This is a genomic window from Pseudomonas fluorescens group sp. PF-69 (assembly GCF_054481235.1).
In genome coordinates this window covers 439,782-463,280 of record NZ_JBTMNC010000001.1, presented here as the reverse complement: position 1 = coordinate 463,280, position 23,499 = coordinate 439,782, and the positions used below count along the sequence as shown (strand labels likewise).

The following is a 23,499-nucleotide window of genomic DNA, read 5'->3' as shown; positions in this document are numbered from 1 at the left end:
GCGGTCTGACAGCCGCTTGATATCCCGAACCTAGCGCAAAAACGCCTGCCGATATTCGCCCGGCGTCCCCGCCAAGACCTGGCGAAAGCGATTGGTGAAGTGACTGGCACTGGCAAATCCGCAGGCCAGCGCGATATCCCCCAGCGGCTGCGATGTCGAGCGCAACAACTCTCGCGCCCGGCCCAGTCGCCGTGCCAGCACATATTGATGCGGCGGCAGGCCGAAGCTTTCGCGGAACATCCGCGCAAAGTGGTATTCCGACAGCGCGCACAGCGCTGCCAGTTGTCCCAGGCTGATGGCTTCGCCCAACTGGCTGTCGATGTACTCCACCAACTGTCGCCGCTGATGCGCCGCCAACCCGCCCTTGAGTCGCAATCCGTCGCGCAGGCCGACCTGACTGAGCAAGGCATGGCTGAGCATTTCGTGGGCCAGGCTGCTGGTGAGCAGGCGTTCGCCGGGTTCATCCCAATTGAGGCCGATCATCTGTCGAAAGCGCCGCGCTTGCAGCGGGTCGTCGAGGAACGTGCCTTCGCGCAACTGCACTTCACGGGGCTCGCGGTCCAGCAACGTGACGCAGCCGAGGGCGAATTGTTCCGGGCTGAAATAGAGGTGGGCCAGACGAATGTCGCCATTGATCACCCAGCCTGACTGATGATCGGCCGGCAGGATGCACAGCTTGTCCGGGCCGCCCTTGGTGCCGGGCTGATCGCGGCGAAAGGTGCCGGTGCCGCCGGCGATGTAGCAGGACAAAGTGTGGTGGCTCGGCGCTTCGTAATCCTGGGCGTCGTGATGGTTGCTCCACAAGGCTGCCGCCATGCCGTCACCGAGCTCGGCGCTGTGCTCCAGGCGAGCATTGGGCGAGCGGTTGAGGGCTTGAAAGACTTGCAGGGTTTCCAGTGCGGGCATGATCAGTTCTCTCCAACGCCTTGCATCCTACTCCGTAGGCGTGCGCCTGCCAGCCAGTGGCGCGACAAAAGCGCAAGTTTATGCAAGTGCGGCATGGCGCGACGCCGGACACTGGGCTCCTATCGAGGAGCCTTTGTCATGAACCTTTCGTTGTATTTGTTGACCGTGCTGATCTGGGGCACCACCTGGATTGCCTTGAAATGGCAGTTGGGTGTCGTGGCGATTCCCGTGTCGATCGTTTATCGCTTCGGCCTCGCCGCACTGGTGCTGTTTGTGATGTTGCTGCTCAGTCGGCGGTTACAGGTGATGAATCGTCGTGGGCATTTGATTTGCCTGGCGCAAGGGTTGTGCCTGTTCTGCGTCAACTTCATGTGTTTCCTGACGGCCAGCCAGTGGATTCCCAGCGGTCTGGTCGCCGTGGTGTTTTCCACCGCGACACTGTGGAACGCCCTCAATGCACGGGTGTTCTTCGGCCAGAAAATCGCCCGTAACGTGCTGATGGGCGGCGCGTTGGGCTTGTGCGGCCTGGGCCTGTTGTTCTGGCCGGAACTGGTCGGCCATACCGCCAGCCCGCAAACCCTTCTCGGCCTGGGTCTGGCGCTGTGCGGCACCCTGTGTTTCTCGGCGGGCAACATGCTGTCGAGCCTGCAACAGAAAGCCGGGCTCAAGCCGCTGACCACCAATGCCTGGGGCATGGCCTATGGCGCGGCGATGCTGTCGGTGTGGTGCCTGGTCAAAGGCATTCCATTCGATGTGGAGTGGAGCGCCCGCTACATCGGTTCGCTGTTGTACCTGGTCATTCCGGGGTCGGTGATTGGTTTCACTGCTTACCTGACACTGGTCGGGCGTATGGGGCCGGAGCGCGCCGCGTATTGCACCGTGCTGTTCCCGGTGGTGGCGCTGAACGTGTCGGCGTTCGCCGAGGGGTATCAGTGGACCTTGCCGGCCTTGGTGGGGCTGGTGCTGGTGATGCTGGGCAACGTACTGGTGTTCCGCAAGCCCAAGGCACCGATGGTTCAGGGCAATGGCAAGCTGGCGTGAAGCCTTGTCAGGGTCGAGTGTGTTTTCAGCGCTCGATCCTGATCGCCACATACAACAGCGATGGCAACATGAAGTCGACAATGTGCTGGGCCCAGTCCTTGTAGTTCCAGTGTTGCGATTGGTCCATATTGAACCACTCGGCACCAATGACCTGGAAACAGAGGTAATAAAGAAAGAGTGCAATCAATAAGCCGATAATGGCGAACTTCTTCGCTTCGTGGAATTTCTTGCTGCTGGAGTTGATGTTCTTGTACAGATAGTACGTGCCAATGATGCAGAAGCTCGTGTACATGACTTCAAGGGTAATGATCAGCCAGTAGATCCGATGCTGGAGAATGGGCGAGGCAATCGCTCGTTCGCTGTATCTGGAACTCGCATGGGTGGTGTCCATGCTCAGGATATGCGACAGGTACTCATAGTTGGTGGCGTAATCGGTAATGTTGCTGTACATCACCAGTAAACCGAAGAAACTTACGAATAACATCAGTGTGGCTTTACTGAATTTTATGACGTGGTTGGTTGTGATTTGGCTCAAGGTTAAATATCTCCAGAACTAAGTTTCGGTGTGTTTTTAGTTTGGAGTTTATACGGCGGGTTATTTGTCTGGTCGTGAACTGAATTGCAGGATATGTAGCGCCAAGTTGAAGGTGCGGGTTTTTAAAGTGTGCGGGCAGGCATCGGTAACGCCTGCCCTGGGTTATTCAGCCTTTCCAGACTTGCGGGTTGACCAGGTCCTGTGGGCGTTCACCCAACAAGGCGCTGCGCAGGTTGGCCAGGGCACGATTGGCCATGGCTTCGCGGGTTTCGTGGGTCGCCGAGCCAATGTGCGGAAGCGTCACGGCGTTTTTCAGCTGAAACAGTGGTGATTCGGCCAGCGGCTCCTTTTCGTAGACGTCCAGCCCGGCGCCGCGAATCCGGTTGTTCTGCAAGGCTTCGATCAGTGCCGGTTCGTCGACCACCGGGCCGCGAGCGATGTTCACCAGAATCGCGCTCGGCTTCATCAACGCCAGTTCGCGATGGCTGATCAGGTGTTTGGTTTTCTCACTGAGTGGTACCACCAGGCAGACGAAATCAGCTTCGGCCAACAGTTCATCCAGGCTGCGCATCTGTGCGCCGAGTTCTTGTTCCAGCGCGGTCTTGCGGCTGTTACCGCTGTAGAGGATCGGCATGTTGAAACCGAAGCGCCCACGGCGAGCGATGGCCGCGCCAATGTTGCCCATGCCGACGATACCCAGGGTCTTGCCATGCACATCGCAACCGAACAACGCCGTGCCGACGCTCGCCTGCCATTGGCCTGCCTTGGTCCAGGCGTCGAGTTCCGCCACGCGCCGGGCACTGCTCATCAGCAGGGCGAACGCCAGGTCAGCGGTGCTTTCTGTCAGCACGTCCGGGGTGTTGGTGAGCATGATCCCGCGCTCACTGAGGTACGCGACATCATAGTTGTCGTAGCCCACCGAAACGCTGGACACCACTTCCAGTTTCGCGGCGTTCTCCAGTTGGGCGCGACCGAGTTTGCGGCCGACGCCGATCAGGCCGTGGGCGTGGGGCAGGGCTTCATTGAACTGGGCGTTGATGTCGCCATTTTTCGGATTCGGCACGATGACGTCGAAGTCTTGTTGCAGGCGTTCGACCATTTCAGGCGTGACGCGGCTGAAGGCGAGGACGGTCTTTTTCATGGGGCGGGGCTCGTCAGGGCGGAGGAGAATGCTGAGCACGCTAACATTCTTACCGGGATTTGTGCGAGTCGCGTAACAGCAGCTTGCAGCGCTTCATCCAGTTATACTGGCGCCTTTCGTGGCTCGCTGACCGGGCCCGACACTTTACGCATCACCCGGAGCTTTCATGACTTCCCCGAAACAACCGCCGGTCGCCGACACCTTGAGCGACGAGCAGGCAGAGCTGCCAGACAGCGTCGACAGCGAAACCAAAGCCGCCATCCCGGCGTTCAAGTTCCCGTTCAAGCCAGGAGAATTGGCCGGCGCCAAGAACGCCAGCCAGCCGTGGTACAAGAACGGCGCCAAGAATGGCCACACCAAGACGCCTGGCATGGCACCGCCAGGGACTCGGCGTTCGATGGGCAAGCGCTAAGATCCAGGCCATCACTGGCGATACATCCCTTGGCTCGAGCTGCCCGCAACGAAATAAGCGAGTCGTTCGCCGACGCCTGCGTCACCGTGTGCGCAGCGGCGTCCACTGCCTGTCTGGCGACATCCTCGCCAGACACTTGGAACAGCCCGCCGGCAGCGCCTGTCCGGCCACTCACTGGCCTTTGGCGGCCGGGTAAATCGAGTCCCATTCGGTGACATACGCGGTTTTGCTTTTTTTGTTGTAGAGACACAGCTCGGTGCCTTGCGCGCCTTTCATGTGCTTTTGCGGGTACTGACCTTGCAGCAGGAGCGCGGTGTAGCCGACGCGGTCGTCGAACTGGGCGGCATTGCCCACGGGGTTGGCATTCTTCAGGCCACTGGCCTTGGTGCAACTGGCCAGGACGGTTTTGTCGTAAGCGGCCCAGGCGTCGGGGCTGGAAGCCTGGGCCTGGGCCTGGGGGGCGAGGGCGGTGAGGCAGAGCAGGGTCAGGGCAGCGGTTTTCATGGGCCGGAAATTCTTTTGGAGGGCGAAGGACCGGATTATGCCTGAAGGAGGGTGTTCGTCAGGCTGGAACCGCTTCCCGGCGAACCACATGCATCCCGACGCTTTCATACAACCGCTGCGCGCGCAGGTTGTCCTCCAGCACCTTCAAATCCACAAAACCTTCGCGGCGTTGCTGGAACACCTTGAACGCGTGCAGCAGCAAAGCGCGGCCCACACCTCGCCGTTGAGCCCGTGGATGCACCACCAGGTCTTTGATGTAGGCGCTGGTCCAGCACTGGCACACGGCAACCACGCCTTCGGCATCCAGGGCAATGAAGCACAGGTCGGGATCGTATTCGGGGTCGGTTTCAAATTGCCGTTGCCAGCACTCCAGCGCCGGTACGCGACCACCGCCCTCGCGGTAACCCAGTGTCATTAACCGATGGGCGGTTTCGGCAAGTTCCGGGCGGTAGCGGGTCAATTGAAGATCGTTTGGCCAAGGATTGGCCGGCACAGCCTCCGCGAGGTTGCGCCGCATCAACAAGCAAAAGTCCTCGGCCAAGACTCAATGACCCTGTTCAGCCACAGCCTTGGCTGCCGTGATCAGGCACTGGGTCAGTTCGGGCGAGGAGAACTTGGTCAGCACCGCGTTGGCACCGGCCTGACGAGCCTTTTCACTGTTCATCGCGCTGTCCAGTGAGGTATGCAGCAGCACATAGAGGTGCGCAAAATCCGGCGTTTCGCGCAGGGTTCGGGTGAAGGCGTAGCCGTCCATTTCAGACATTTCGATGTCCGAGACAATCAGATTGATCTGCTGGGCGGTGCCTTGCAAATCCAGCAGGCAGTCGATGGCTTCCTTGGCGCTGCGCGCCGTATGGCATTGCAGGCCGAGATTGCGCAACGTGTGCACCGATTGCTGCAGGGCCACCTGACTGTCATCGACCACCAGAATCCGTGCGTTGCCCAACAGCTCGGCGTCTTCCATGCTCAGTTCGGTCGGTGCCGTTTCGATCTGCACCGGGGCGATGCCATGGATGACTTTTTCGATGTCCAGTACCTGCACCAGGGTGCCATCGACCGAGGTCACGCCGGTGATGTACGAGCGCACCCCGCCAGAGCCGAAGGGCGGCGGACGGATATCGGTGGTCAGGCAGTGAACGATCTTGCTCACCGCCTGGACGTGCAGGCCCTGCTTGGAGCGACTGACGTCGGTGACGATCAGGCAGCCGCCATTCGGGTCTTCCAGCGGACGTTCGCCGATGGCGCGGCTCAGGTCGATCACAGACAGCGACGTACCACGCAGCGTGGCAATGCCTTTGACGTGGGGGTGCGACTCCGGCAGCCTGGTCAGCGGCGGGCAGGGGATGATTTCACTGACTTTGAGCAGGTTGATTGCCATCAACTTGCCGCTGCGCAAGGTAAACAGCAGAAGCGAAAGTGAATCTGCACGGGCTTTGATGGAAGACATATGTACCTTCTTGGGAAAAAGGTGATGGGCGATCGCGAGGATCGCCAATAACTTCGATGCCGGGTTATCGACTTGTTGGGGGCAGGCTTTAGGGCCAATACCAATCCATTGGTTTTAGCACGACACCTGTGGCGAGGGGGCAAGTTCGGCGTCACTTCATGCCGAGCCTCTTGGCCATCCGCCCAAGATTCGCCCGATCCAGGCCCAGCTCACGCGCCGTACTCGCCCAGTTGTTGTGATGCCGCTCCAGGCACGCGCCGATCAACTGGCGCTGGTAGTTTTCGGTGGCTTCGCGCAAATCCCCCGTGACCAAAGCCATGGCGGCGGGGGCCGTTTGCTCGGCGGGTGCTTGCGCATTGGCATTGGGCAGGTCCAGGTCCGCTGCGCTCAAACTGAGAATCTTTGGCCGTTCCTTGCAGTTGCCCAAGGCTTTCAGGGCGCTGCGGCCGATCAAGTGTTCCAGCTCCCGCACATTGCCCGGCCAGTCGTAAGCCAGCAGTGCAGCCTGGGCATCGGTGCTCAGGCGCAGGCTGTTGAGTCCCATGCGCGAGCGGTTTTGCTCCAGGAAGTAGCCGCTGAGCAGCAGCACGTCCCGCCCGCGATCACGCAGTGCCGGTACTAATAGTGGGTAAACGCTGAGGCGGTGATAGAAGTCGGCGCGGTAACGGCCGCTGCGCACTTCTTCGGCCAGGTCGCGGTTGGTCGCCGCGATCAGCCGCACGTCGACCTGATGCTCGGTATCCGAACCCAGTCGCTGCAATTGACCGCTTTGCAGCACCCGCAGCAATTTGGCCTGCACGGTCAGGGACAGCTCGCCGACTTCATCGAGAAACAACGTGCCGCCATTGGCCAGTTCAAATTTGCCGCGCCGATCATTCATCGCCCCGGTAAAGGCGCCGCGCACGTGGCCAAACAGTTCGCTCTCCACCAGGGTGTCCGGCAGAGCGGCGCAATTGAGGCTGATGATCGGTTTGTCGGCCCGGGTCGAAGCGGCGTGAATGGCCTGGGCCACCAGTTCCTTGCCGACCCCGGTTTCTCCAGTGATCAGCACGGTCAGGTCGCTGCCGCCCACCAGGTTGATTTCTTCCACCAGGCGCTTGTGCGCCTTGCTCTGGCCGATCATTTCACGGCTCTGCTGACCGCTGGCCTGACGATAGACCTCGGCGCGCTGGTGTTCGTCCTCGACGCGATTGTTCAGGCGCTCGATGCGTTCGGCGGCATTGACCGTGGCGGCGGCGAGGCTGGCGAAGGCTTCCAGCGAATCGAGTTCGATCGGTTGAAACTGTTCCGGATCGAGGGCGTCGAGGGTCAGCAGCCCCCACGGACGTTCATCGATAAACAGCGGACAACCCATGCAGTCATGGACTTCGAGATGATCATCCAGGCCCTCGACCAGACCGTCATAAGGGTCGGGCAGGTTGCTGTCGGCGGCGAAGCGGGTCGGCCCGGAACTGCTGAGCAAGGCTTCGAAGCGCGGGTGCTCACTGACCTTGAAGCGGCGGCCGAGGGTGTCGGTACTCAAGCCGTCGACGGCCAGCGGCACCAGCCATTCGCCGTCAAGACGCAGCAGGGCCGCCGCATCGCAAGGGAGCAGGGCGCGCATGGCTTCCAGCAAGCGCCGATAGCGCTCGCCTTCGGGCAGTTCGCGGGACAGGTCCGAGACCAGTGGCAGCAGGGCGGTTAGCAGGGATTTTGCAGTCATAGTGACTCCATGTAGTCGGTGTGACTATAAGGCAAGCTGTGTCGATATGACTATCTCGTCTGTAACTTATTGATTTTTAACAATATAAATATTGGCATGGAAACTGATAAGTACAGGGCAAACGTTGAGAAAACCTCGTTGCCCTGGAGTCACTTTATGCTTAGCGCCCAAGACCGTGCCATCGTCAAATCCACTGTACCGTTGCTGGAAAGCGGCGGCGAAGCCTTGATCACCCACTTCTACCGCATGATGCTCTCCGAGTATCCGCAAGTGCGCCCGCTGTTCAACCAGGCTCACCAGGCCAGCGGTGACCAGCCGCGCGCCCTGGCTAATGGCGTACTGATGTATGCGCGCCACATCGACCAACTCGACCAGTTGGGCGACCTGGTGGCCAAGATCATCAACAAGCACGTGGCCCTGCAGATTCTGCCGGAGCACTACCCGATTGTCGGTACGTGCCTGTTGCGCGCAATCGCCGAAGTCCTGGGCGAAGAAATCGCTACCCCGGAAGTGATCGCGGCTTGGGGGGCGGCATACGGTCAACTCGCGGACATCCTGATCGGTGCCGAAACCAGCATCTACGATCAGAAGGAACAGGCACCGGGCGGCTGGCGCGGGGCGCGGGAATTCATCGTGGCGGCCAAAGTCGAAGAAAGCGCGGAAATCACCTCGTTCTACTTCGAACCGGCAGATAAAGGCCCGATTCTGGCAGCAGAGCCAGGCCAGTACATCGGCATGAAACTGATCCTCGATGGCGAAGAGATTCGTCGTAACTATTCACTGTCGGCCTTGGCGAACAAAGGCCAGTACCGCATCAGCGTCAAGCGGGAAACCGGCGGTCGTGCCTCCAATCATCTGCACGATCAGTTGCACGTAGGGTCGAGCATCCAGTTGTTCCCGCCATCGGGCGAGTTCACCCTGACCGCCAGCGAAAAACCGCTGGTGCTGATCAGCGGCGGCGTCGGCATCACCCCGACCCTGGCGATGCTCGAAGCGGCGCTGGAAACCGAGCGGCCAGTGCACTTCATCCACTGCGCCCGCAATGGCAGCGTTCACGCCTTCCGCGACTGGATCGACGGTCTGGCCGAGCGTCACCCGCAACTCAAGCGCTTCTACTGCTACGACGAAGATGACGGCGTCAGCGCGGCGGCACACAAGGTCGGGTTGTTGAGCCAGGAGCAACTGGGCGAATGGCTGCCGGCAGAGCGAGATGTGGACGCTTACTTCCTGGGCCCTAAAGGCTTCATGGTGGCCATCAAACGGCACCTCAAGGCCTTGGGCGTGCCGGAGAAGCAAAGCCGTTATGAGTTCTTCGGGCCGGCTGCGGCGCTGGAGTAAGTCACCGAACGCGACTCGGGAGATCGAGTCGCCTTCTTCGCGAGCAGGCTCGCTCCCACAGTGATCGAGGTGAGCACAAGATTTGTGTTCAACCGAAATCCATTGTGGGAGCGAGCCTGCTCGCGAATGCCGCTCCGCAGTCTTGAATTGAAATAACGCATAAAAGTTAATCCCTTCTTAACCCGCTTATCGTCTATTCCCCCGACATCCCCCGACACGCGCCAGGCGTGTAGACTGGCGGGCAATCGATACCTTGAAGGGAAACGCGATGAGCGAGGAAACAATGCGGTTGGGCCGTGAGCGGCGCTTTCTGGTGTTGCTGGGCATTATCTGCCTGGCGTTGATCGGCGGCGCGCTGTACATGCAAATCGTACTGGGCGAGGCCCCTTGCCCGCTGTGCATCCTGCAACGTTATGCCTTGCTGCTGATCGCGCTGTTCGCCTTCATCGGCGCCGCAATGCGCACCCGTCGCAGCATCACGCTGTTTGAAACCCTGGTGGTGATCTGCGCGCTGGCAGGCGTCGGGGTGGCCGGGCATCACGTCTACACGCAGTTTTATCCGGCGGTGAGTTGCGGCATCGATGTGCTGCAACCGATCGTGGACGGCTTGCCGCTGGCGAAGATCTTCCCTCTGGGTTTCCAGGTGGATGGCTTCTGCTCTACGCCGTACCCGCCGATCCTCGGATTGTCCCTGGCGCAATGGGCGCTGGTGGCCTTCGTGCTGGTCGTCGTGCTGGTGCCGCTGCTCACGGTGCGTAACCGCAAAGCCCTGCGCTGAAGAGCCTGAAAAAGCCCCGGTCCTCGATGAGAGGCCGGGGCTTTTTTTGTCTCGAAGAATGCGTTTCAGCGGCTTTGTAAAAAGAGCGTGACGTGTGGCAATGAAGGGTGTGACACGTGTGCGACATGTTGTCACATCAAGGGTGTCGCAGCGGCGCCCGGGACGGCGGATTGGTGCGCGGTCAGGCAAGGAAATTGGCCTGCCTGGCGGGCAGGCCATTTTGCCCCGGTCAGGCTGGAGCAGGCAGTTTTAACAGGCTCTGGCAATTTGCCAGAGCCCTTGTCATATCGGGGTTTGGGGCAGGTCGGGGGCGCCTGGAACTGCCCGGATACTGTCTGAATCGCGGCTGGTAGACCTACAATTTTTGGTGTTTTTGTTGAGAATTAATTTCGATAAGATGCGCCACTTTTACGAAAACCGGTAAGTATTGTTGCCTGTTTGGATAAAAATTATTTCGGGATGAGACATGGTTTATAAAACGCTACATATCTACAATCGCCCGCACTGAATTCCCGACTCCGCTCGCCCTGACTCAGGAGCATGAGCAGAAACCGGGTGTCGAGAGGCCGGGTGGCTTCATGCGACCCCCTGGTGTCGGTGCCTCCAATTATCCGCACCAAATGGAATTGGTCTGTAACAAGGCCTTTGACCACGAATTCGAATAAGAACTCAACGCTAGCCCAGGATTTGTCGAAACGCGTCTGACGCACGACGGGCCAGCCCTTATTCAATCCAAGAAAAATGCCAACCCTTGGCAGGGTGAAGTGTTGGCGATCAAAACCCAACTGCATTGCGCAAGCAGCTTTAGAGGTCGTGAGATGAGTAAAAACAGGTACCCCAGATTACTAGGCCTAGTGCCGCTGCTCGGCACGTTGTTGCTGGGAGGCTGCAACATGACCTTGCTCAATCCCACGGGCCAGGTTGGCCTGGAGCAGCGAAACCTGATCATCACCGCAACGCTGCTGATGCTGTTGGTCGTGGTCCCGGTCATCGTGATGACTTTCCTGTTCGCCTGGAAATATCGCGCGTCCAACACTAACGCCACTTACACGCCGAAATGGAACCACTCCACCAAGATCGAGATCACGGTGTGGACTGTTCCGATTCTGATCATCCTTGCCCTGGGTTACATCACCTACAAGACGACCCACGAGCTGGATCCGTACCGTCCGATTCAATCCGACGTGAAGCCGGTGACCATCGAAGTGGTCGCGCTGGACTGGAAGTGGCTGTTCATCTACCCGGAACAAGGCATTGCCACGGTCAACAAGATCGTGTTCCCTGCGCACACGCCCGTTAACTTCCGGATCACCTCCGACACCGTGATGAACTCGTTCTTCATCCCGGGCCTGGGCGGCCAGATCTACGCGATGGCGGGCATGCAGACCAAGCTGCACCTGATCGCCGACCGCAACGCTGAAATGGATGGCATCTCGGCCAACTACAGCGGTGCCGGTTTCACCGGTATGAAATTCAAGGCAATCGCCACGTCACAGGAAGATTTCGACGCCTGGGTCAGCGAAGTCAAAAAGGCACCTAAACAGCTTGAACAAGCTGAATACGCTGCCCTTGCCAAGCCAAGCCAGAACAACCCAGTCGAGCTCTACTCCTCGGTTACGCCGAACCTGTTCCAGACCGTCGTCGACAAGTACGAAGGCATGAAACCAGGTCCGAAACTGAACCACGAGAAGAAAGAGAAAGAAGTCGCCGCTACGGACATGAACTCGCATTCAGCTGCCGGGGCAGAGGAGTAAACGATGTTTGGTAAATTAAGTTGGGAAGCGGTCCCGTTCCACGAGCCGATCGTGATGGTGACCATCGCCATGATCGCGCTGGGTGGTCTGGCACTGTTCGCTGCAATCACCTACTTCAAGAAGTGGACCTACCTGTGGACCGAGTGGCTGACGTCGGTCGACCACAAGAAAATCGGCGTGATGTACATCGTCGTCGCCATGGTCATGCTGCTGCGCGGCTTTGCCGACGCCATCATGATGCGTACCCAGTTGGCCATGGCCACCGAGGGTTCGCCTGGCTACCTGCCACCTGAACACTATGACCAGATCTTCACCGCTCACGGTGTGATCATGATCATCTTCATGGCGATGCCATTCTTCACCGGCCTGATGAACCTTGCAGTGCCGCTGCAGATCGGCGCGCGTGACGTTGCCTTCCCGTTCCTGAACTCCCTGAGCTTCTGGCTGCTGGTGTCCGGCGTTGTGCTGATCAACCTGTCCCTGGGCGTCGGCGAATTCGCCAAGACCGGTTGGGTTGCCTATCCGCCGCTGTCGGGCCTGCAATACAGCCCTGGCGTGGGGATGGATTACTACATCTGGGCGCTACAGCTATCGGGTCTGGGTACGACGCTGACGGGGGTCAACTTCCTGGCCACCGTGCTGAAAATGCGTACCCCTGGCATGAAGCTGATGGACATGCCGATCTTCACCTGGACCTGCACCTGGGCCAACGTCCTGATCGTGGCTTCGTTCCCGATCCTGACCGCTACCCTGGCACTGCTGACGCTTGACCGTTACATGGATTTCCACATTTTCACCAATGAACTTGGTGGCAATCCGATGATGTACGTCAACCTGTTCTGGGCCTGGGGTCACCCTGAGGTGTACATCCTGATCCTGCCGGCATTCGGCATTTTCTCGGAAGTCATCTCCGCCTTCACCGGCAAAAAACTGTTCGGCCACCACTCGATGATCTACGCCTCGGGCGCGATCTCGGTACTGGGCTTCATGGTTTGGCTGCACCACTTCTTCACCATGGGCTCCGGGGCCAGCGTCAACGCCTTCTTCGGTCTGGCGACGATGCTGATTTCCATCCCGACGGGTGTGAAACTGTTCAACTGGCTGTTCACCATCTACCAGGGCCGTCTGCGCTTCACCAGCCAGGTGATGTGGACCCTGGGCTTCATGGTGACCTTCGCCATCGGCGGCATGACCGGTGTACTGCTGGCCATCCCGGGTGCTGACTTCGTTCTGCACAACAGCCTGTTCGTGATCGCGCACTTCCACAACGTGATCATCGGCGGTGCGGTATTCGGTTACATCGCTGGTTTCGGCTTCTACTTCCCGAAAGCGTTCGGCTTCAAGCTGCACGAAGGTTGGGGCAAGGCAGCGTTCTGGTTCTGGATCAGCGGCTTCTTCGTCGCCTTCATGCCGCTCTACGCGCTGGGCTTCATGGGCATGACTCGTCGTCTGAACGCCACCACCAACCCTGAGTGGGTGCCGTACCTGTACGTCGCCATGGTCGGTGCGGTGATGATCGCGTTCGGTATCGCCTGCCAACTGATCCAGCTGTACGTCAGTGTGCGTGACCGCAACAAGCCAGAGAACAAGTGCGACCACGGTGACCCGTGGAATGGCCACACTCTGGAATGGTCGACCTCGTCGCCACCTCCGTTCTACAACTTCGCTGTGCTGCCTAAGGCCGACTGCATCGACCCGTTCACCGAAGCCAAGGAAAATGGTACCGCGTACAAGGCTCCGGCCAAGTACGAACCGATCCACATGCCAAACAACACCGCCACCGGTGTGGTCATGGGCGCTCTGTTGACCGTGTTCGGCTTCGCCATGATCTGGCACATCTGGTGGCTGGCCATCGCCAGCTTCGCTGGCACCGTGATCTACTTCGCGATTCACGCGGCCCGTGATGATCAAGGCTATATGGTGCCGGTCGACGTGATCGAACGCATCGAAGCCGAGCAGCACAAGCGTCTGGTAGCGGCAGGGAAAATCCCGGCCACCGCCACCCGTGTTGAAACCTCGTTGGAACAGGCTTAAACCATGTCGAATTTAGTGACCAATGTTGGACACGCCCATGGTGACCATGGGCACGATGACCACCACCACGACTCGGGCGAGACGACCGTATACGGTTTCTGGCTCTACCTGATGACCGACTGCATTCTGTTTGCGTCGATCTTCGCGGTGTACGCGGTTCTGGTTAATAACGTAGCGGGTGGCCCGTCGGGCCACGACATCTTCGAACTGCCTTACGTACTGGGCGAAACCGCTCTGCTGCTGTTCAGTTCGATCACCTACGGCTTCGCCATGCTGGCGTTCTTCCGTGGCAACAAGACGCAGGTCCTGGGCTGGCTGGCCATGACCTTCCTGTTCGGTGCCGGCTTCATCGGCATGGAGATCAACGAGTTCCACATGCTGATCTCCGAAGGCTACGGTCCTAACCGCAGCGGCTTCCTGTCCGGGTTCTTCACCCTGGTCGGCACCCACGGTCTGCACGTGACCAGCGGTCTGATCTGGATGGCGATCATGATGTACCAGGTCAACAAGCACGGCTTGACGGCGACCAACAAGACTCGCCTGAGCTGCCTGAGCCTGTTCTGGCACTTCCTGGACGTGGTGTGGATCTGCGTATTCACGGTTGTTTATCTGATGGGGACTATGTAAATGGCTAACGCAGCTCATTCCCACAATGGTCACGACGACGCCGGTCACGGCAGCGTCAAGTCCTACGTCATTGGCTTCGTCCTGTCGGTGATCCTGACCGCGATTCCATTCGGTCTGGTGATGTTCCCGTCGCTGCCGAAGTCGACCACCCTGTGGATCGTACTGGCGTTCGCGATCATCCAGGTGCTGGTGCACCTGGTGTACTTCCTGCACCTGGACCGTTCGGCCGCGCAGCGTAACAACGTGATTGCGTTTGTTTTCGCCGCGATCGTGATCGTCCTGCTGGTTGGCCTGTCGCTGTGGATCATGTTCAGCATCCACACGTTCATGATGGCGAAGTGAGGTAAGTCCGGATGTCCTTTAAGCACTTTATCCAAATCACCAAACCGGGGATCATTTTCGGTAACGTGCTTTCTGTGGCAGGCGGATTTTTCCTGGCCTCCAAAGGGCATGTCGATCTGGCCATTTTCCTGGCCGCCATGATCGGCACGTCCCTGGTGGTCGCCTCCGGTTGCGTGTTCAACAACTGCATCGACCGCGACATCGACCTGAAGATGGAACGCACCAAGAACCGGGTGCTGGTCCAGGGCTTGATCTCCCTGAAACTGGCCCTGGTCTACGCGACCGTCCTGGGCGTCGCGGGCGTTGCGCTGTTGTACAAGGTGGCCAACCCGTTGGCCGCGCTGTTCGCGGTGATCGGTTTCGTCATCTACGTCGGCTTCTACAGCCTGTACCTCAAGCGCAAGTCGGTTCACGGCACGCTCGTGGGCAGCCTGTCGGGCGCCATGCCGCCGGTGATCGGTTACGTCGCGGTGAGCAACACCTTCGACATGGCCGCGCTGACCCTGCTGGTGATGTTCAGCCTGTGGCAGATGCCGCATTCCTACGCCATCGCGATCTTCCGCTTCAACGATTACCTGGCCGCCTCCATCCCGGTGCTGCCTGTGAAGCGCGGAATCGAAGTGGCCAAGAAGCACATCCTGATCTACATCCTGGCCTTCCTCGTGGCGACCTTGATGTTGACCTTCAGCGGTTACGCCGGCATGAGCTACCTCGCCGTCGCCGCGGCCATGGGCATGTACTGGCTGTACATGGCCTGGACCGGCTACAAGGCAGTGGATGACACGGTCTGGGCACGCAAGCTGTTCGTGTTCTCGATCTTCACCATTACCGCGTTGAGCGTGATGATGTCCCTGGACTTCAAAGTGCCGACCGAGCTGTTGCTGACGTACGCGCCTTAAGCGTCGAATGCTGAATTGAAAAGCCCCGCCTTCGAGAGAAGCGCGGGGCTTTTTCATTTATGCGCGGTTGTTGCACGGTGCATCGAGCACCTTCACCACGTCATCGATGATGGCCTTGCTCATGTCCTGCAAGAAGTGCGAGGCCCAGGCGTGTCGGTCGGTGTCGCGGGTCATCGCGGCGTCGCTGGCGAGCAGTTTGGCGAGGTGGAGCAGGTCGGAGGCGTGGGACAGGGCAAAGATGATCGGGACGCCGGCGTTGATGCGGAACAGGGGGGCGTTGGCGTGGTAGGAGAAAGGGGTGAGGCCGATGGTTTTGAGGTCTTGTGGAATGGTCATTGGGCTTCACCTCCTGCTGGTTGGGAGGTGTTGGGTGCAAAAGCATAAATTTGGAACGGATAGCTGGCATGCATAAGGAAAACACCGAATGTGCCCATATCGAATTCGAGTTCTCAGGCCCGGTCGCTGAATTGGCAGCGACGGGCGAAGGTAGTCAGACAGGATGAGGTCGGCAATCGTGGCGATCTGGTGGCCGGGGATGTCAGCGGTCGATTGGACGGCGCAAACCCCTGTGGGAGCGAGCCTGCTCGCGATGGCGGGGTGTCAGGCGACATTAATACTGGATATGACGACCCCATCGCGAGCAGGCTCGCTCCCACAGGGATAGGGGGAATCAGTTATTTTTGCGGCTTGTCCAGCAACCGGAAAAACCGCTCCCGCACCTGCACATGATCACTGTGCGCCACGTTGAATCGCAGAAACTGATTGGCATCCTGCGCCTTGCTCAGCAAGGTTCCCGGTGCCAGTACCAGGTCGATTTCCAGACCCTTTCTGGCCAGGCACTCGGCTTTGAATCCTTCTGGCAATCGGGTCCAGATGTACAACCCTTCCCCCGGCAGCGATGACACCGAACACCCGGCTTCGCCCAGCCACGCCGCCACCCGGCTGTTCGACTCGTAGAGCCGGTCCACCGTGCGGCGCATGTGTTTGGCGTAGCTGCCGTCGCTGAGCATGGTGCAGATAATCTGCTCGGCCATTTCCGAGGTCATGCCACCGCAGGCCATTTTCAGCGTCACCATCCGTGCCGCCAGTTGCGGTGACAGCACGGCGAAGCTGACGCGGCTATTGGCGGTCAGGGTCTTGGAAAACCCGGAGACGTAAGAGACATTGTCCAGCCCGCTCGCCGCCAGGCGCGGCGTTCGGCGTTGCTGCATGTCGCAGTACAAATCGTCTTCGAGGATGTGGAAGTTGTAGCGATGGCTCAGCTCCACCAAGCGGTAGACCTGCGCCGAGGTGAACGAATGCCCGGTCGGGTTGTGCAGGGCATTGTTGGTCATGTAGAGCACGGGACGATGGGTGATCAGCAATTGCTCGAACGCGTCCAGGTCCATGCCGTCGCACTCGCGGCGGATGGTAATGACCTTGACGCCATGCCAGGCCAGATTGGTGTGCATCGTGAAGTAACACGGGTCATCGAGCAGCACTGTGTCGCCGGGTTTGACCAGCAGGCGCATCAGCATGTCGATGGCTTGTACGGTGTTGGCGGTGGTGATGATCTGCTCCACCGGCGCTTCGATGCCCAAGGTCGACATCTTGACCCGCAAGGCCTGGCGCAATGGCAGGTAACCGCTGGCGTTGCCGTATTCGCCCATGCGCAAAGTGGTCGCGCGCAGCGTTCCGCGCACGGCCTTGAGCAATTCTTCGGCGGGCAACCACGAGGACGGCAGAAAACCGGCCCCCGGGCGCAACGCGCCATTGTCGAGCAATACCGCGCGGCGGACGACGCTGAGGGTGTCTTGGGGGAGCAGGTCCGGCCCGGCGTTGGCTGGCAGGGTGCTGCTGGAGCGGTGCACGTAGTGCCCGGAACCCTGGCGGGAAACCACCAGGCCCTTGGCCCGCAAGCGGTCCAGGGCGTCGACCACCGTGGACTTGCCCACGTGCATCAAGTCGGAGAGTTCGCGAATCGGCGGCAGCCTCGACCCGTGGGGCAGGCCGCCCTGGCTGATCGCCACCGTGAGTTGATCGACGATCTGCTGGACCAGCGGCACACCTGGCTGGAACTCGATAGCGGCGATCACTGCTCGCTGAGCCTGCATTTTACTGGTCTCTCCGGCAGTAAAGTTCGTTTGATTCTATACGAACTTGCTCTGATCAAGACAGGCATCTCTTTTTACTATCACTTTGGAAAGTTTTCGGATTATCGACCTGTTGCCGGTCATTCAGTCGCCAGGTTCATGAGGTGCCGCATGAGTTTAGAAACAACCGCCGTCGTGGCGAAACCGGTGATCAACCTGCGGTTGTTCACCATTCGAATCATCACGGCCGTGGCGTTGTTCGCGGTGCTGGGCAAGGCCAACGTCTGGCTCGATACCGCCACCAACAGCATTCTGGCCCTGGGGTATCGGGCCTTGTTGCTGCTGCTGCCATTGACGTTGCTGGTCCTCGGTCGCCGTTCCCTGAGTGTCACGCTGCTGTGCGCTGCCGCCGGCCTGGTGCTGTTGGCCGTCACCCATAACCAGGGCGTTGTCATGTTTGCCGCGGCGCTGTTTGCCTACGGCATCGCGATTGCCGGTTACCTGATCAAGAGCGAAGCGGCACAGACCAAGGAAGGCGCGGCCTACAACCGCGTCGCCATGAACATGGGCAGCCTGCTGGCAGGTCTGATCCTGCTCTCGCCATTGCTGACCCCCACCCTGTTTTTCCTCGGCGCGGCCGGTTTTGTCCTGCTGTGCCTGCCCATCGCCCTGGGGGCGACCTTCACCTGCGATCCCGTGGTTGCCCGTCCGGCCGGCCAGGAAGGCAGCGGCTGGGGCAATAAACTGCCGTGGGTCATCGCCGGCGTCATCATGGGCATCAAGCTGTTTGGCGTGTTCTCGATCCTGCCGCAAGCGATCCTGCTCAAGACCGGCGAACTGCCGGCCTGGTACGGCCTGATGCTGATCCTCAACAGCGCCGTGGTGGTCTTCGCGCAAGTGCCGGTCATGAAACTGATCGAGCGCACCGGGCGCTTCAAGGTGCTGACAGTGATCGCCATCATCGTCGGCGGTTTTGCGGTGCTGTCTTCACCGGCGGCGTTCCACGTCGAAACCCTGGTCGGCGCGCTGGTCTGGGTGGCGCTGCTGTCCATCGCCGAGTGCGCGTTCAGTCACCTCGATTACTTCTCGGTCAAGCAGAACAACATGTTCGTCAAGGAAGTGTCCCTGGGCGTCGGCGCCGGGTTGACCGTGTTGATCATGCGGGTCATGCCGCCTCCCTATAACGCGCTGGTGCTGGCGGCCATCGGCGCTGGCGGGATTCTGGTCTGGTATTGGCTCAACCGTAAATCGATCGCGTCGCTGCATGACTGAGTCATCGCCGTTTCGGTTTTCATTTTGCAAGTCGGGGATTTTATGAATACGACTTCGTGTGTAGTAGTGGTGGGGTACAACGGCAGCCGGGTTCACGATGTCCAGAAGCTGCGCGAATTGTGCAAGTCGCTGTACAACGCGCGGCTCATCCTGCTGGTCGAGCAGATCCAGCCCCAGGACGACCAGGTCGCTGATCATGTTTGCAGTACATCGCTGGCCGAGAAAGACGTTCCGGCCTCTCTCGAACTGGTGGTCGGTTGCCTTGATGCCGATTGCTGGAAGCTGATCGGGGTACTGCCGTTTTCGGATCGCGGTGTGCTGCTCGGTGCGGCGCTGGCCAGCCATTTCGGCCTGCCCGGCATCACCCCGGCCGAGGCGCGGGCGGGGCTCGACAAACAGATTTTCCGCCAGCTCGAAGCGACGGCCACTGAGGCGCCCGAGGATTACCGGCCGATCCTTTCCACCCGGATCGAGGGCCTTCCGGAACTGCGTCAGCGCGTGATCGAAATGGGCGGCAAGGCGTTCATCAAGCCGGCCTGCGAAGGTGCCAGCCGCGGCTGCCGGGTCATTCGGCACCCGTCCGAATGTGACGAGGCCTGGCAGGCGCTCAAGCCCTATCGCGAGGGGGGCATCGTACTCGAAGAGTTGATCCAGAACGCCCGGGAATACAGCTGGGACTATGTTGCGGGAAGCACCTGGATCACCGAGAAAACCACCACCGATGGCGCCTACCGCGCCGAGATCCAGCAAGTGGTGCCCGCCCCTTTGGCAGAGGACGCACAGGCGCGGCTGATGGCCGCCGGCCGACACATGGCCGGGTTGGTGTCGCAGGACAACGGGGCCTGGCACAACGAAGTTTTCCACAGGGCCAATCACCGCACCTCGGCCGTCGAAACCAACATGCGTCCCGGTGGCATGCACATCTGGGACCTGGCACGTAGGGCGTTCATCGACTTCGACCCGTGGGAGCGCTGGGTCCGCTGGGCCGTGGAAGGCCAGGTCGCCAACCACGATCCGGTGTCGCGCGGCTACTGCGGCATACGCCTGTTGCGAGCGAACACCGGCGGCATCCTGCGGGATGTACCGGACATCCCGTCGCTGGCCCGTTCGCTGAACATCGAGCTGGTGGAAGCGGTGCTGACCAAGCGCATCGGTGATTCGGTCAGTGCACTGGTGAAAGACAACTTTTCGTTCATCGGCCACATCGTGTTGTTCAACGAGCGATACGAGGACCTCAGCGTGGACCTGTTGCGTCTGGCCGAGGCCATTGAATCAAGTGTCGGGATCACCAGCCTGGCCGCACCGGCAAGGGCTGTGGGTTGAGTCGTGGATCAAGCCGCGGCGATCGATGTTTTTTGCAGTATTGATCAAGAGGGAAAGGTAAATGAATGCACACATGACCTGTGATGAGCGCTTCATCGCTCTGGCACGGGAATTCGACTATGACATCTACGGCGAGAACACCGCAGGCGGGCATTACGCGCCGCTGATTCGTCATCACGATGAACTGTATATCAGCGGTCTGGTGCCGCGCATGAACGGCAAAATCCACTACCCGGGGCGGGTCGGACTGGAACTCGACATGGCGGACGCGCAGGCGGCCGCCAGCATCAGTGCCATGCGGGGATTGGCGCTGATCGTGGATGCCATCGGTTCGCTGGACAAGATCAAATCCTTGATCCGGATAACGGTGTATGTGAAGTCCACGGCCGATTTTGTCGACCTCAGTGAAGTCGCCAACGGTGCGTCGGATGTGTTCAGTCACGTACTGGGTGACGCCGGGAAACATACACGCACCACAGTCGGTGTTTATCAATTGCCAAAAAATGCGGCCATTGAAGTGGATATGATCGTGGCGTTGCGACCGTCGACGTTATAAATGAAGTTGACCGGCTTTACACTGTTGAAGGGTTGGCCTAATGTCGGGTAATTCAGTTCGGCAGAATAAGTTGGAAGCAGCTAATGAATAACGTTCAGGGTGCGTTTTTTTCATATAAGGACTTTCGCCAGAGTCTGGATCGGCAACCGGTCAAACCTCGTGTGTGGAAAGGTACCGAACTTTGCGATATGCGCCAGACCCTCGAGGCCAGCGACGTCGATATCGTTGCGCTGGCCCACGATAATACGCTGGAAGGCTGCCAATTGACGCCCGGCATGGCGGTGTCCATGCAATGGCTGGTGCCCGGTTCAACACTCGATGGCCATGTCCATGCCTGGTGGCATCTGTTCATCATCCAGTCGGGCAGCGGTACGTTGTCACTGGGGGATGCAGACGAGGTCAACATCGGCCCCGGGGATGTCTTGCTGGTGCCGGCCTGGACCCGCCACGGCTTCGTCAATACCAGCGCTACCGAGCCGCTGGCCATGCTCAACCTCAGCAACATGCCGCAAATGGCATTGCTATCCAATCACGCCGCCAACGTTGGCCTGATACCCCGCCCGCTGTAATTTCTTCTCGGCTGCACACCAGGGAGTCCGCGTACGCTGACTCCCTTTTTTGATTTTTACGCACCTCAAAAATGCCTTCAGACAACTGAAATGCTCTGATTTCTGTATCGATAGAAACAGATAATTTCTGTATCTGTTCAGCGCTTAATCAACTTACTACGATCGCTTCAAATGCAACGGATTAATGTGTTTGATGCAAGGGAGCGTTCTATGGAAAGTACGAAATTAAAGCTGTATCTGGGTGCGGACTATGTCAGTGCTTTTGCCATGTCGGCGTTTGTGGCTTTAAAGGAAAAACAACTTTCCTTTGAACTGGTAACGCTGGATTTGAAGGCGCGTGACAACTATCTGCAAAGTTATCGCGATCTTTCGCTGACTTGCAAAATCCCTGTGTTAGTTCACGAAGGTTTTGCGCTTTCGGAATCTTCAGCCATTACCGAATATCTGGAGGAGCTCGTTCCAGACTCAAACAGAATTTACCCGCAAGGCATCAAGCAGCGCGCCCGTGCCCGTCAATTGCAGGCTTGGTTGCGCAGCGATCTGCTCGTGGTGCGCAGGGAGCGTCCGTTTGACCTGGTGTATTTCGGCAAGAAGGACACGCCGCTGTCCGACGAGGCCCGGGCCGCGGTCGACCGGTTGTTCTTCGTGGCGGATCGTTTGCTGGAGGAGGGCGCCGAGCACCTGTTCGGCGACTGGAGCATTGCCGACACCGACCTGGCGATCATGCTCAACCGACTGGTTGCCAACGGCGATCCGGTCCCGGCGCGCCTCGCGGCCTATGTGCAGCGCCAATGGGATCGCGACAGCGTCCGGGCATGGATGGACTTAGAGCGCAAAGCGCCCGCCATCCAGTAACCATCGCCAGTACAGGAGCGCTGCCATGCAAGGACTGTCGGAGCACGAAAAATACAAACCCTATAACGCGCGCACCATCCGCGACACGCCGTACTGGCACAAGCTGACACCTGCGTTGCAGGAAGCCATGACCGTGGTCGCCCGGGTCATGCCGTTTCGCACCAACGAATACGTGCTGGGGACACTGATCGACTGGAACAACATTCCGGACGATCCGATTTTCCGCATGACCTTTCCCCACAAGGACATGCTGCTCCCTGACGAGTACCAATCGCTCAAGCAGTTGATCGAGCAGGACGACAGCGCCGCCATCAAGCGGCGGATCGAGGCGATCTGGCTGCGCATGAACCCGCACCCGGCGGGGCAGCTGACGCACAACGGCGCCACCCTCGACGGAAAAGTCCTGCCGGGCATTCAGCACAAGTACCGCGAGACCGTGCTGTTTTTCCCCGGTGCCGGTCAGACCTGTCATGCGTACTGCACCTTCTGTTTCCGTTGGGCACAGTTCATCGGCGAAGAAGAACTCAAGTTCAATGCGCGCGAATCCCAGGAACTGGTGAGTTACCTGCGGGTGCACACCGAGGTCACCGACGTGCTGATCACCGGCGGCGACCCGCTGATCATGAACAGCCGATCCCTGGCCGGGTACATCGAGCCGCTGCTGGAATTGCCTCACCTGAAGAGTATTCGCATCGGCACCAAGTCGGTGGCCTATTGGCCGCAACGATTCGTCACTGACAAGGACGCGCCGCAGCTGCTGGCGCTGTTCAAGCGGATCGTCGCGGCCGGGAAAAACCTGTCGATCATGGGGCACTACAACCACCCGGTAGAGATCCGCCAGGACATCGCCCGTCAGGCTGTCGAACGCATCCGCTCCACGGGCGCGACCCTGCGCATGCAGGCGCCGGTGATCCGCCACATCAACGAAAACCCTGCCGATTGGGCAGCGCTGTGGACCGAAGGCGTACGGCTCGGGGCGGTGCCTTATTACATGTTCGTCGAGCGCGACACCGGCCCCAGCCATTACTTCGCGATGCCGCTGGCGCGGGCGTTCGAAATCTTCCAGGCCGCCTACCGCACGGTGTCGGGCCTGGCGCGCACGGTGCGCGGGCCGTCCATGAGCACCTTCTACGGCAAGGTGTTGATCAACGGCATCGAGACCGTCGCCGGGGAAAAAGTCTTTGTCCTGCAGTTCCTCCAGGCCCGCGATCCGCAATGGGTGTTGCGTACCTTTTACGCGCGCTTCGACCCGCAGGTGACCTGGTTCGATGACTTGCAACCGGCCTTTGGCGAGCGAAGGTTTTTCTTTCAGAACGAGCCTGAGCGGTTGCTTGAGTCAGCGCCCGAATTGATACCGGTCCTGCTGCAAACGGCGTAGGACGAATCTTGAAC

At 59.5% G+C, this 23,499-nt stretch carries 24 protein-coding genes; 15 read left to right on the top strand and 9 right to left on the bottom strand.

Annotation, left to right across the window (positions count from 1 at the left end; genetic code table 11):
- Positions 1 to 30 precede the first annotated feature (30 nt).
- Entirely contained in the window at positions 31 to 906 is an 876-nt protein-coding gene (locus ACX3YF_RS02135; protein ID WP_448645832.1) for a helix-turn-helix domain-containing protein, read from the bottom strand.
- A gap of 138 nt (positions 907 to 1,044) precedes the next feature.
- Between ACX3YF_RS02135 and ACX3YF_RS02130 the strand changes: the two genes are divergently transcribed.
- Positions 1,045 to 1,947: a DMT family transporter gene (locus ACX3YF_RS02130; protein WP_103405246.1), complete on the top strand. Its 903-nt coding sequence runs from the start codon at positions 1,045 to 1,047 to the stop codon at positions 1,945 to 1,947.
- Positions 1,948 to 1,972: 25 nt separating this feature from the next.
- Here ACX3YF_RS02130 and ACX3YF_RS02125 read toward each other — a convergent pair whose 3' ends face one another.
- Together ACX3YF_RS02125 and ACX3YF_RS02120 are read right to left on the bottom strand one after the other, a co-directional pair.
- Complete coding sequence (locus ACX3YF_RS02125; RefSeq protein WP_130204007.1) at positions 1,973 to 2,482, bottom strand: DUF2165 domain-containing protein; 510 nt, start codon at positions 2,480 to 2,482, stop codon at positions 1,973 to 1,975.
- 166 nt (positions 2,483 to 2,648) lie between these two features.
- On the bottom strand, positions 2,649 to 3,623 hold the full coding sequence (locus ACX3YF_RS02120) for a 2-hydroxyacid dehydrogenase (protein WP_103405248.1): 975 nt from the start codon (positions 3,621 to 3,623) through the stop codon (positions 2,649 to 2,651).
- A 166-nt stretch (positions 3,624 to 3,789) separates the two neighbouring features.
- On the opposite strand from ACX3YF_RS02120, the gene ACX3YF_RS02115 reads away from it, so the two are divergent.
- The gene (locus tag ACX3YF_RS02115; protein WP_130204008.1) at positions 3,790 to 4,035 is read left to right on the top strand and encodes a hypothetical protein; all 246 of its coding nucleotides are present in this window, start codon (positions 3,790 to 3,792) and stop codon (positions 4,033 to 4,035) included.
- Between the two features lie 171 nt (positions 4,036 to 4,206).
- Here the strand turns inward: ACX3YF_RS02115 and ACX3YF_RS02110 are convergent, their stop codons facing one another.
- From ACX3YF_RS02110 to norR, 4 genes are all read right to left on the bottom strand, one after another.
- Positions 4,207 to 4,539, bottom strand: coding sequence for a hypothetical protein (locus ACX3YF_RS02110; RefSeq protein ID WP_458973354.1), 333 nt, complete (start codon positions 4,537 to 4,539; stop codon positions 4,207 to 4,209).
- A gap of 58 nt (positions 4,540 to 4,597) precedes the next feature.
- Complete coding sequence (locus ACX3YF_RS02105; RefSeq protein ID WP_130204010.1) at positions 4,598 to 5,056, bottom strand: GNAT family N-acetyltransferase; 459 nt, start codon at positions 5,054 to 5,056, stop codon at positions 4,598 to 4,600.
- A gap of 27 nt (positions 5,057 to 5,083) precedes the next feature.
- A complete protein-coding gene (locus ACX3YF_RS02100) occupies positions 5,084 to 5,986 on the bottom strand; it encodes a chemotaxis protein CheV (RefSeq protein WP_454837854.1) in 903 nt (300 codons plus the stop codon).
- Positions 5,987 to 6,137: 151 nt separating this feature from the next.
- On the bottom strand, positions 6,138 to 7,688 hold the full coding sequence (gene norR / locus ACX3YF_RS02095; protein ID WP_458973353.1) for a nitric oxide reductase transcriptional regulator NorR: 1,551 nt from the start codon (positions 7,686 to 7,688) through the stop codon (positions 6,138 to 6,140).
- Positions 7,689 to 7,844: 156 nt separating this feature from the next.
- Between norR and hmpA the strand changes: the two genes are divergently transcribed.
- The 7 genes from hmpA (at position 7,845) to cyoE (ending at position 15,460) form a co-directional block, all read left to right on the top strand.
- Positions 7,845 to 9,026 (top strand): NO-inducible flavohemoprotein, encoded by a 1,182-nt coding sequence (hmpA, locus tag ACX3YF_RS02090; protein ID WP_047537922.1) that lies wholly within the window; start codon positions 7,845 to 7,847, stop codon positions 9,024 to 9,026.
- A gap of 268 nt (positions 9,027 to 9,294) precedes the next feature.
- On the top strand, positions 9,295 to 9,804 hold the full coding sequence (locus tag ACX3YF_RS02085) for a disulfide bond formation protein B (protein WP_103405254.1): 510 nt from the start codon (positions 9,295 to 9,297) through the stop codon (positions 9,802 to 9,804).
- Positions 9,805 to 10,622: 818 nt separating this feature from the next.
- The gene (cyoA, locus tag ACX3YF_RS02080) at positions 10,623 to 11,558 is read left to right on the top strand and encodes a ubiquinol oxidase subunit II (RefSeq protein ID WP_130204014.1); all 936 of its coding nucleotides are present in this window, start codon (positions 10,623 to 10,625) and stop codon (positions 11,556 to 11,558) included.
- A 3-nt stretch (positions 11,559 to 11,561) separates the two neighbouring features.
- Positions 11,562 to 13,592 carry a cytochrome o ubiquinol oxidase subunit I gene (cyoB, locus tag ACX3YF_RS02075; RefSeq protein WP_204149729.1) on the top strand — a complete coding sequence of 677 codons (2,031 nt, stop codon included), beginning with the start codon at positions 11,562 to 11,564 and terminating at the stop codon, positions 13,590 to 13,592.
- A gap of 3 nt (positions 13,593 to 13,595) precedes the next feature.
- A complete protein-coding gene (locus ACX3YF_RS02070; RefSeq protein WP_454837856.1) occupies positions 13,596 to 14,219 on the top strand; it encodes a cytochrome o ubiquinol oxidase subunit III in 624 nt (207 codons plus the stop codon).
- On the top strand, positions 14,220 to 14,561 hold the full coding sequence (cyoD, locus tag ACX3YF_RS02065; protein ID WP_130204017.1) for a cytochrome o ubiquinol oxidase subunit IV: 342 nt from the start codon (positions 14,220 to 14,222) through the stop codon (positions 14,559 to 14,561). It begins immediately after the preceding gene.
- A gap of 11 nt (positions 14,562 to 14,572) precedes the next feature.
- Complete coding sequence (gene cyoE, locus ACX3YF_RS02060) at positions 14,573 to 15,460, top strand: heme o synthase (protein WP_047537940.1); 888 nt, start codon at positions 14,573 to 14,575, stop codon at positions 15,458 to 15,460.
- Positions 15,461 to 15,517: 57 nt separating this feature from the next.
- Here cyoE and ACX3YF_RS02055 read toward each other — a convergent pair whose 3' ends face one another.
- Positions 15,518 to 15,796, bottom strand: a complete 279-nt coding sequence (locus ACX3YF_RS02055; protein WP_458973352.1) for a DUF3077 domain-containing protein — start codon at positions 15,794 to 15,796, stop codon at positions 15,518 to 15,520.
- A 338-nt stretch (positions 15,797 to 16,134) separates the two neighbouring features.
- On the bottom strand, positions 16,135 to 17,553 hold the full coding sequence (locus ACX3YF_RS02050) for an aminotransferase-like domain-containing protein (RefSeq protein ID WP_130204019.1): 1,419 nt from the start codon (positions 17,551 to 17,553) through the stop codon (positions 16,135 to 16,137).
- A gap of 150 nt (positions 17,554 to 17,703) precedes the next feature.
- Here ACX3YF_RS02050 and ACX3YF_RS02045 point away from each other — a divergent pair, with 150 nt between their 5' ends.
- The 6 genes from ACX3YF_RS02045 to ACX3YF_RS02020 all read left to right on the top strand — a co-directional run bounded on the left by ACX3YF_RS02045 (position 17,704) and on the right by ACX3YF_RS02020 (position 23,485).
- Complete coding sequence (locus ACX3YF_RS02045) at positions 17,704 to 18,804, top strand: MFS transporter (RefSeq protein ID WP_130204020.1); 1,101 nt, start codon at positions 17,704 to 17,706, stop codon at positions 18,802 to 18,804.
- 42 nt (positions 18,805 to 18,846) lie between these two features.
- Positions 18,847 to 20,127, top strand: coding sequence for an ATP-grasp domain-containing protein (locus ACX3YF_RS02040; RefSeq protein WP_130204021.1), 1,281 nt, complete (start codon positions 18,847 to 18,849; stop codon positions 20,125 to 20,127).
- Positions 20,128 to 20,188: 61 nt separating this feature from the next.
- Positions 20,189 to 20,683 (top strand): RidA family protein, encoded by a 495-nt coding sequence (locus ACX3YF_RS02035; protein WP_130204022.1) that lies wholly within the window; start codon positions 20,189 to 20,191, stop codon positions 20,681 to 20,683.
- 83 nt (positions 20,684 to 20,766) lie between these two features.
- Complete coding sequence (locus ACX3YF_RS02030; protein WP_130204023.1) at positions 20,767 to 21,252, top strand: cupin domain-containing protein; 486 nt, start codon at positions 20,767 to 20,769, stop codon at positions 21,250 to 21,252.
- 210 nt (positions 21,253 to 21,462) lie between these two features.
- A complete protein-coding gene (gene yfcF, locus ACX3YF_RS02025) occupies positions 21,463 to 22,107 on the top strand; it encodes a glutathione transferase (protein WP_458973351.1) in 645 nt (214 codons plus the stop codon).
- Positions 22,108 to 22,132: 25 nt separating this feature from the next.
- Complete coding sequence (locus ACX3YF_RS02020) at positions 22,133 to 23,485, top strand: KamA family radical SAM protein (protein ID WP_130204025.1); 1,353 nt, start codon at positions 22,133 to 22,135, stop codon at positions 23,483 to 23,485.
- Positions 23,486 to 23,499: the final 14 nt, after the last annotated feature.

Bases quoted from the DNA above. Each gene is read 5' to 3' on its own strand.
- ACX3YF_RS02135 (WP_448645832.1), bottom strand. From the start codon at position 906: ATGCCCGCACTGGAAACCCTGCAAGTCTTTCAAGCCCTCAACCGCTCG.
- ACX3YF_RS02130 (WP_103405246.1), top strand. From the start codon at position 1,045: ATGAACCTTTCGTTGTATTTGTTGACCGTGCTGATCTGGGGCACCACC.
- ACX3YF_RS02120 (WP_103405248.1), bottom strand. From the start codon at position 3,623: ATGAAAAAGACCGTCCTCGCCTTCAGCCGCGTCACGCCTGAAATGGTC.
- ACX3YF_RS02115 (WP_130204008.1), top strand. From the start codon at position 3,790: ATGACTTCCCCGAAACAACCGCCGGTCGCCGACACCTTGAGCGACGAG.
- ACX3YF_RS02110 (WP_458973354.1), bottom strand. From the start codon at position 4,539: ATGAAAACCGCTGCCCTGACCCTGCTCTGCCTCACCGCCCTCGCCCCC.
- ACX3YF_RS02105 (WP_130204010.1), bottom strand. From the start codon at position 5,056: ATGCGGCGCAACCTCGCGGAGGCTGTGCCGGCCAATCCTTGGCCAAAC.
- ACX3YF_RS02100 (WP_454837854.1), bottom strand. From the start codon at position 5,986: ATGTCTTCCATCAAAGCCCGTGCAGATTCACTTTCGCTTCTGCTGTTT.
- norR (WP_458973353.1), bottom strand. From the start codon at position 7,688: ATGACTGCAAAATCCCTGCTAACCGCCCTGCTGCCACTGGTCTCGGAC.
- hmpA (WP_047537922.1), top strand. From the start codon at position 7,845: ATGCTTAGCGCCCAAGACCGTGCCATCGTCAAATCCACTGTACCGTTG.
- ACX3YF_RS02085 (WP_103405254.1), top strand. From the start codon at position 9,295: ATGAGCGAGGAAACAATGCGGTTGGGCCGTGAGCGGCGCTTTCTGGTG.
- cyoA (WP_130204014.1), top strand. From the start codon at position 10,623: ATGAGTAAAAACAGGTACCCCAGATTACTAGGCCTAGTGCCGCTGCTC.
- cyoB (WP_204149729.1), top strand. From the start codon at position 11,562: ATGTTTGGTAAATTAAGTTGGGAAGCGGTCCCGTTCCACGAGCCGATC.
- ACX3YF_RS02070 (WP_454837856.1), top strand. From the start codon at position 13,596: ATGTCGAATTTAGTGACCAATGTTGGACACGCCCATGGTGACCATGGG.
- cyoD (WP_130204017.1), top strand. From the start codon at position 14,220: ATGGCTAACGCAGCTCATTCCCACAATGGTCACGACGACGCCGGTCAC.
- cyoE (WP_047537940.1), top strand. From the start codon at position 14,573: ATGTCCTTTAAGCACTTTATCCAAATCACCAAACCGGGGATCATTTTC.
- ACX3YF_RS02055 (WP_458973352.1), bottom strand. From the start codon at position 15,796: ATGACCATTCCACAAGACCTCAAAACCATCGGCCTCACCCCTTTCTCC.
- ACX3YF_RS02050 (WP_130204019.1), bottom strand. From the start codon at position 17,553: ATGCAGGCTCAGCGAGCAGTGATCGCCGCTATCGAGTTCCAGCCAGGT.
- ACX3YF_RS02045 (WP_130204020.1), top strand. From the start codon at position 17,704: ATGAGTTTAGAAACAACCGCCGTCGTGGCGAAACCGGTGATCAACCTG.
- ACX3YF_RS02040 (WP_130204021.1), top strand. From the start codon at position 18,847: ATGAATACGACTTCGTGTGTAGTAGTGGTGGGGTACAACGGCAGCCGG.
- ACX3YF_RS02035 (WP_130204022.1), top strand. From the start codon at position 20,189: ATGAATGCACACATGACCTGTGATGAGCGCTTCATCGCTCTGGCACGG.
- ACX3YF_RS02030 (WP_130204023.1), top strand. From the start codon at position 20,767: ATGAATAACGTTCAGGGTGCGTTTTTTTCATATAAGGACTTTCGCCAG.
- yfcF (WP_458973351.1), top strand. From the start codon at position 21,463: ATGGAAAGTACGAAATTAAAGCTGTATCTGGGTGCGGACTATGTCAGT.
- ACX3YF_RS02020 (WP_130204025.1), top strand. From the start codon at position 22,133: ATGCAAGGACTGTCGGAGCACGAAAAATACAAACCCTATAACGCGCGC.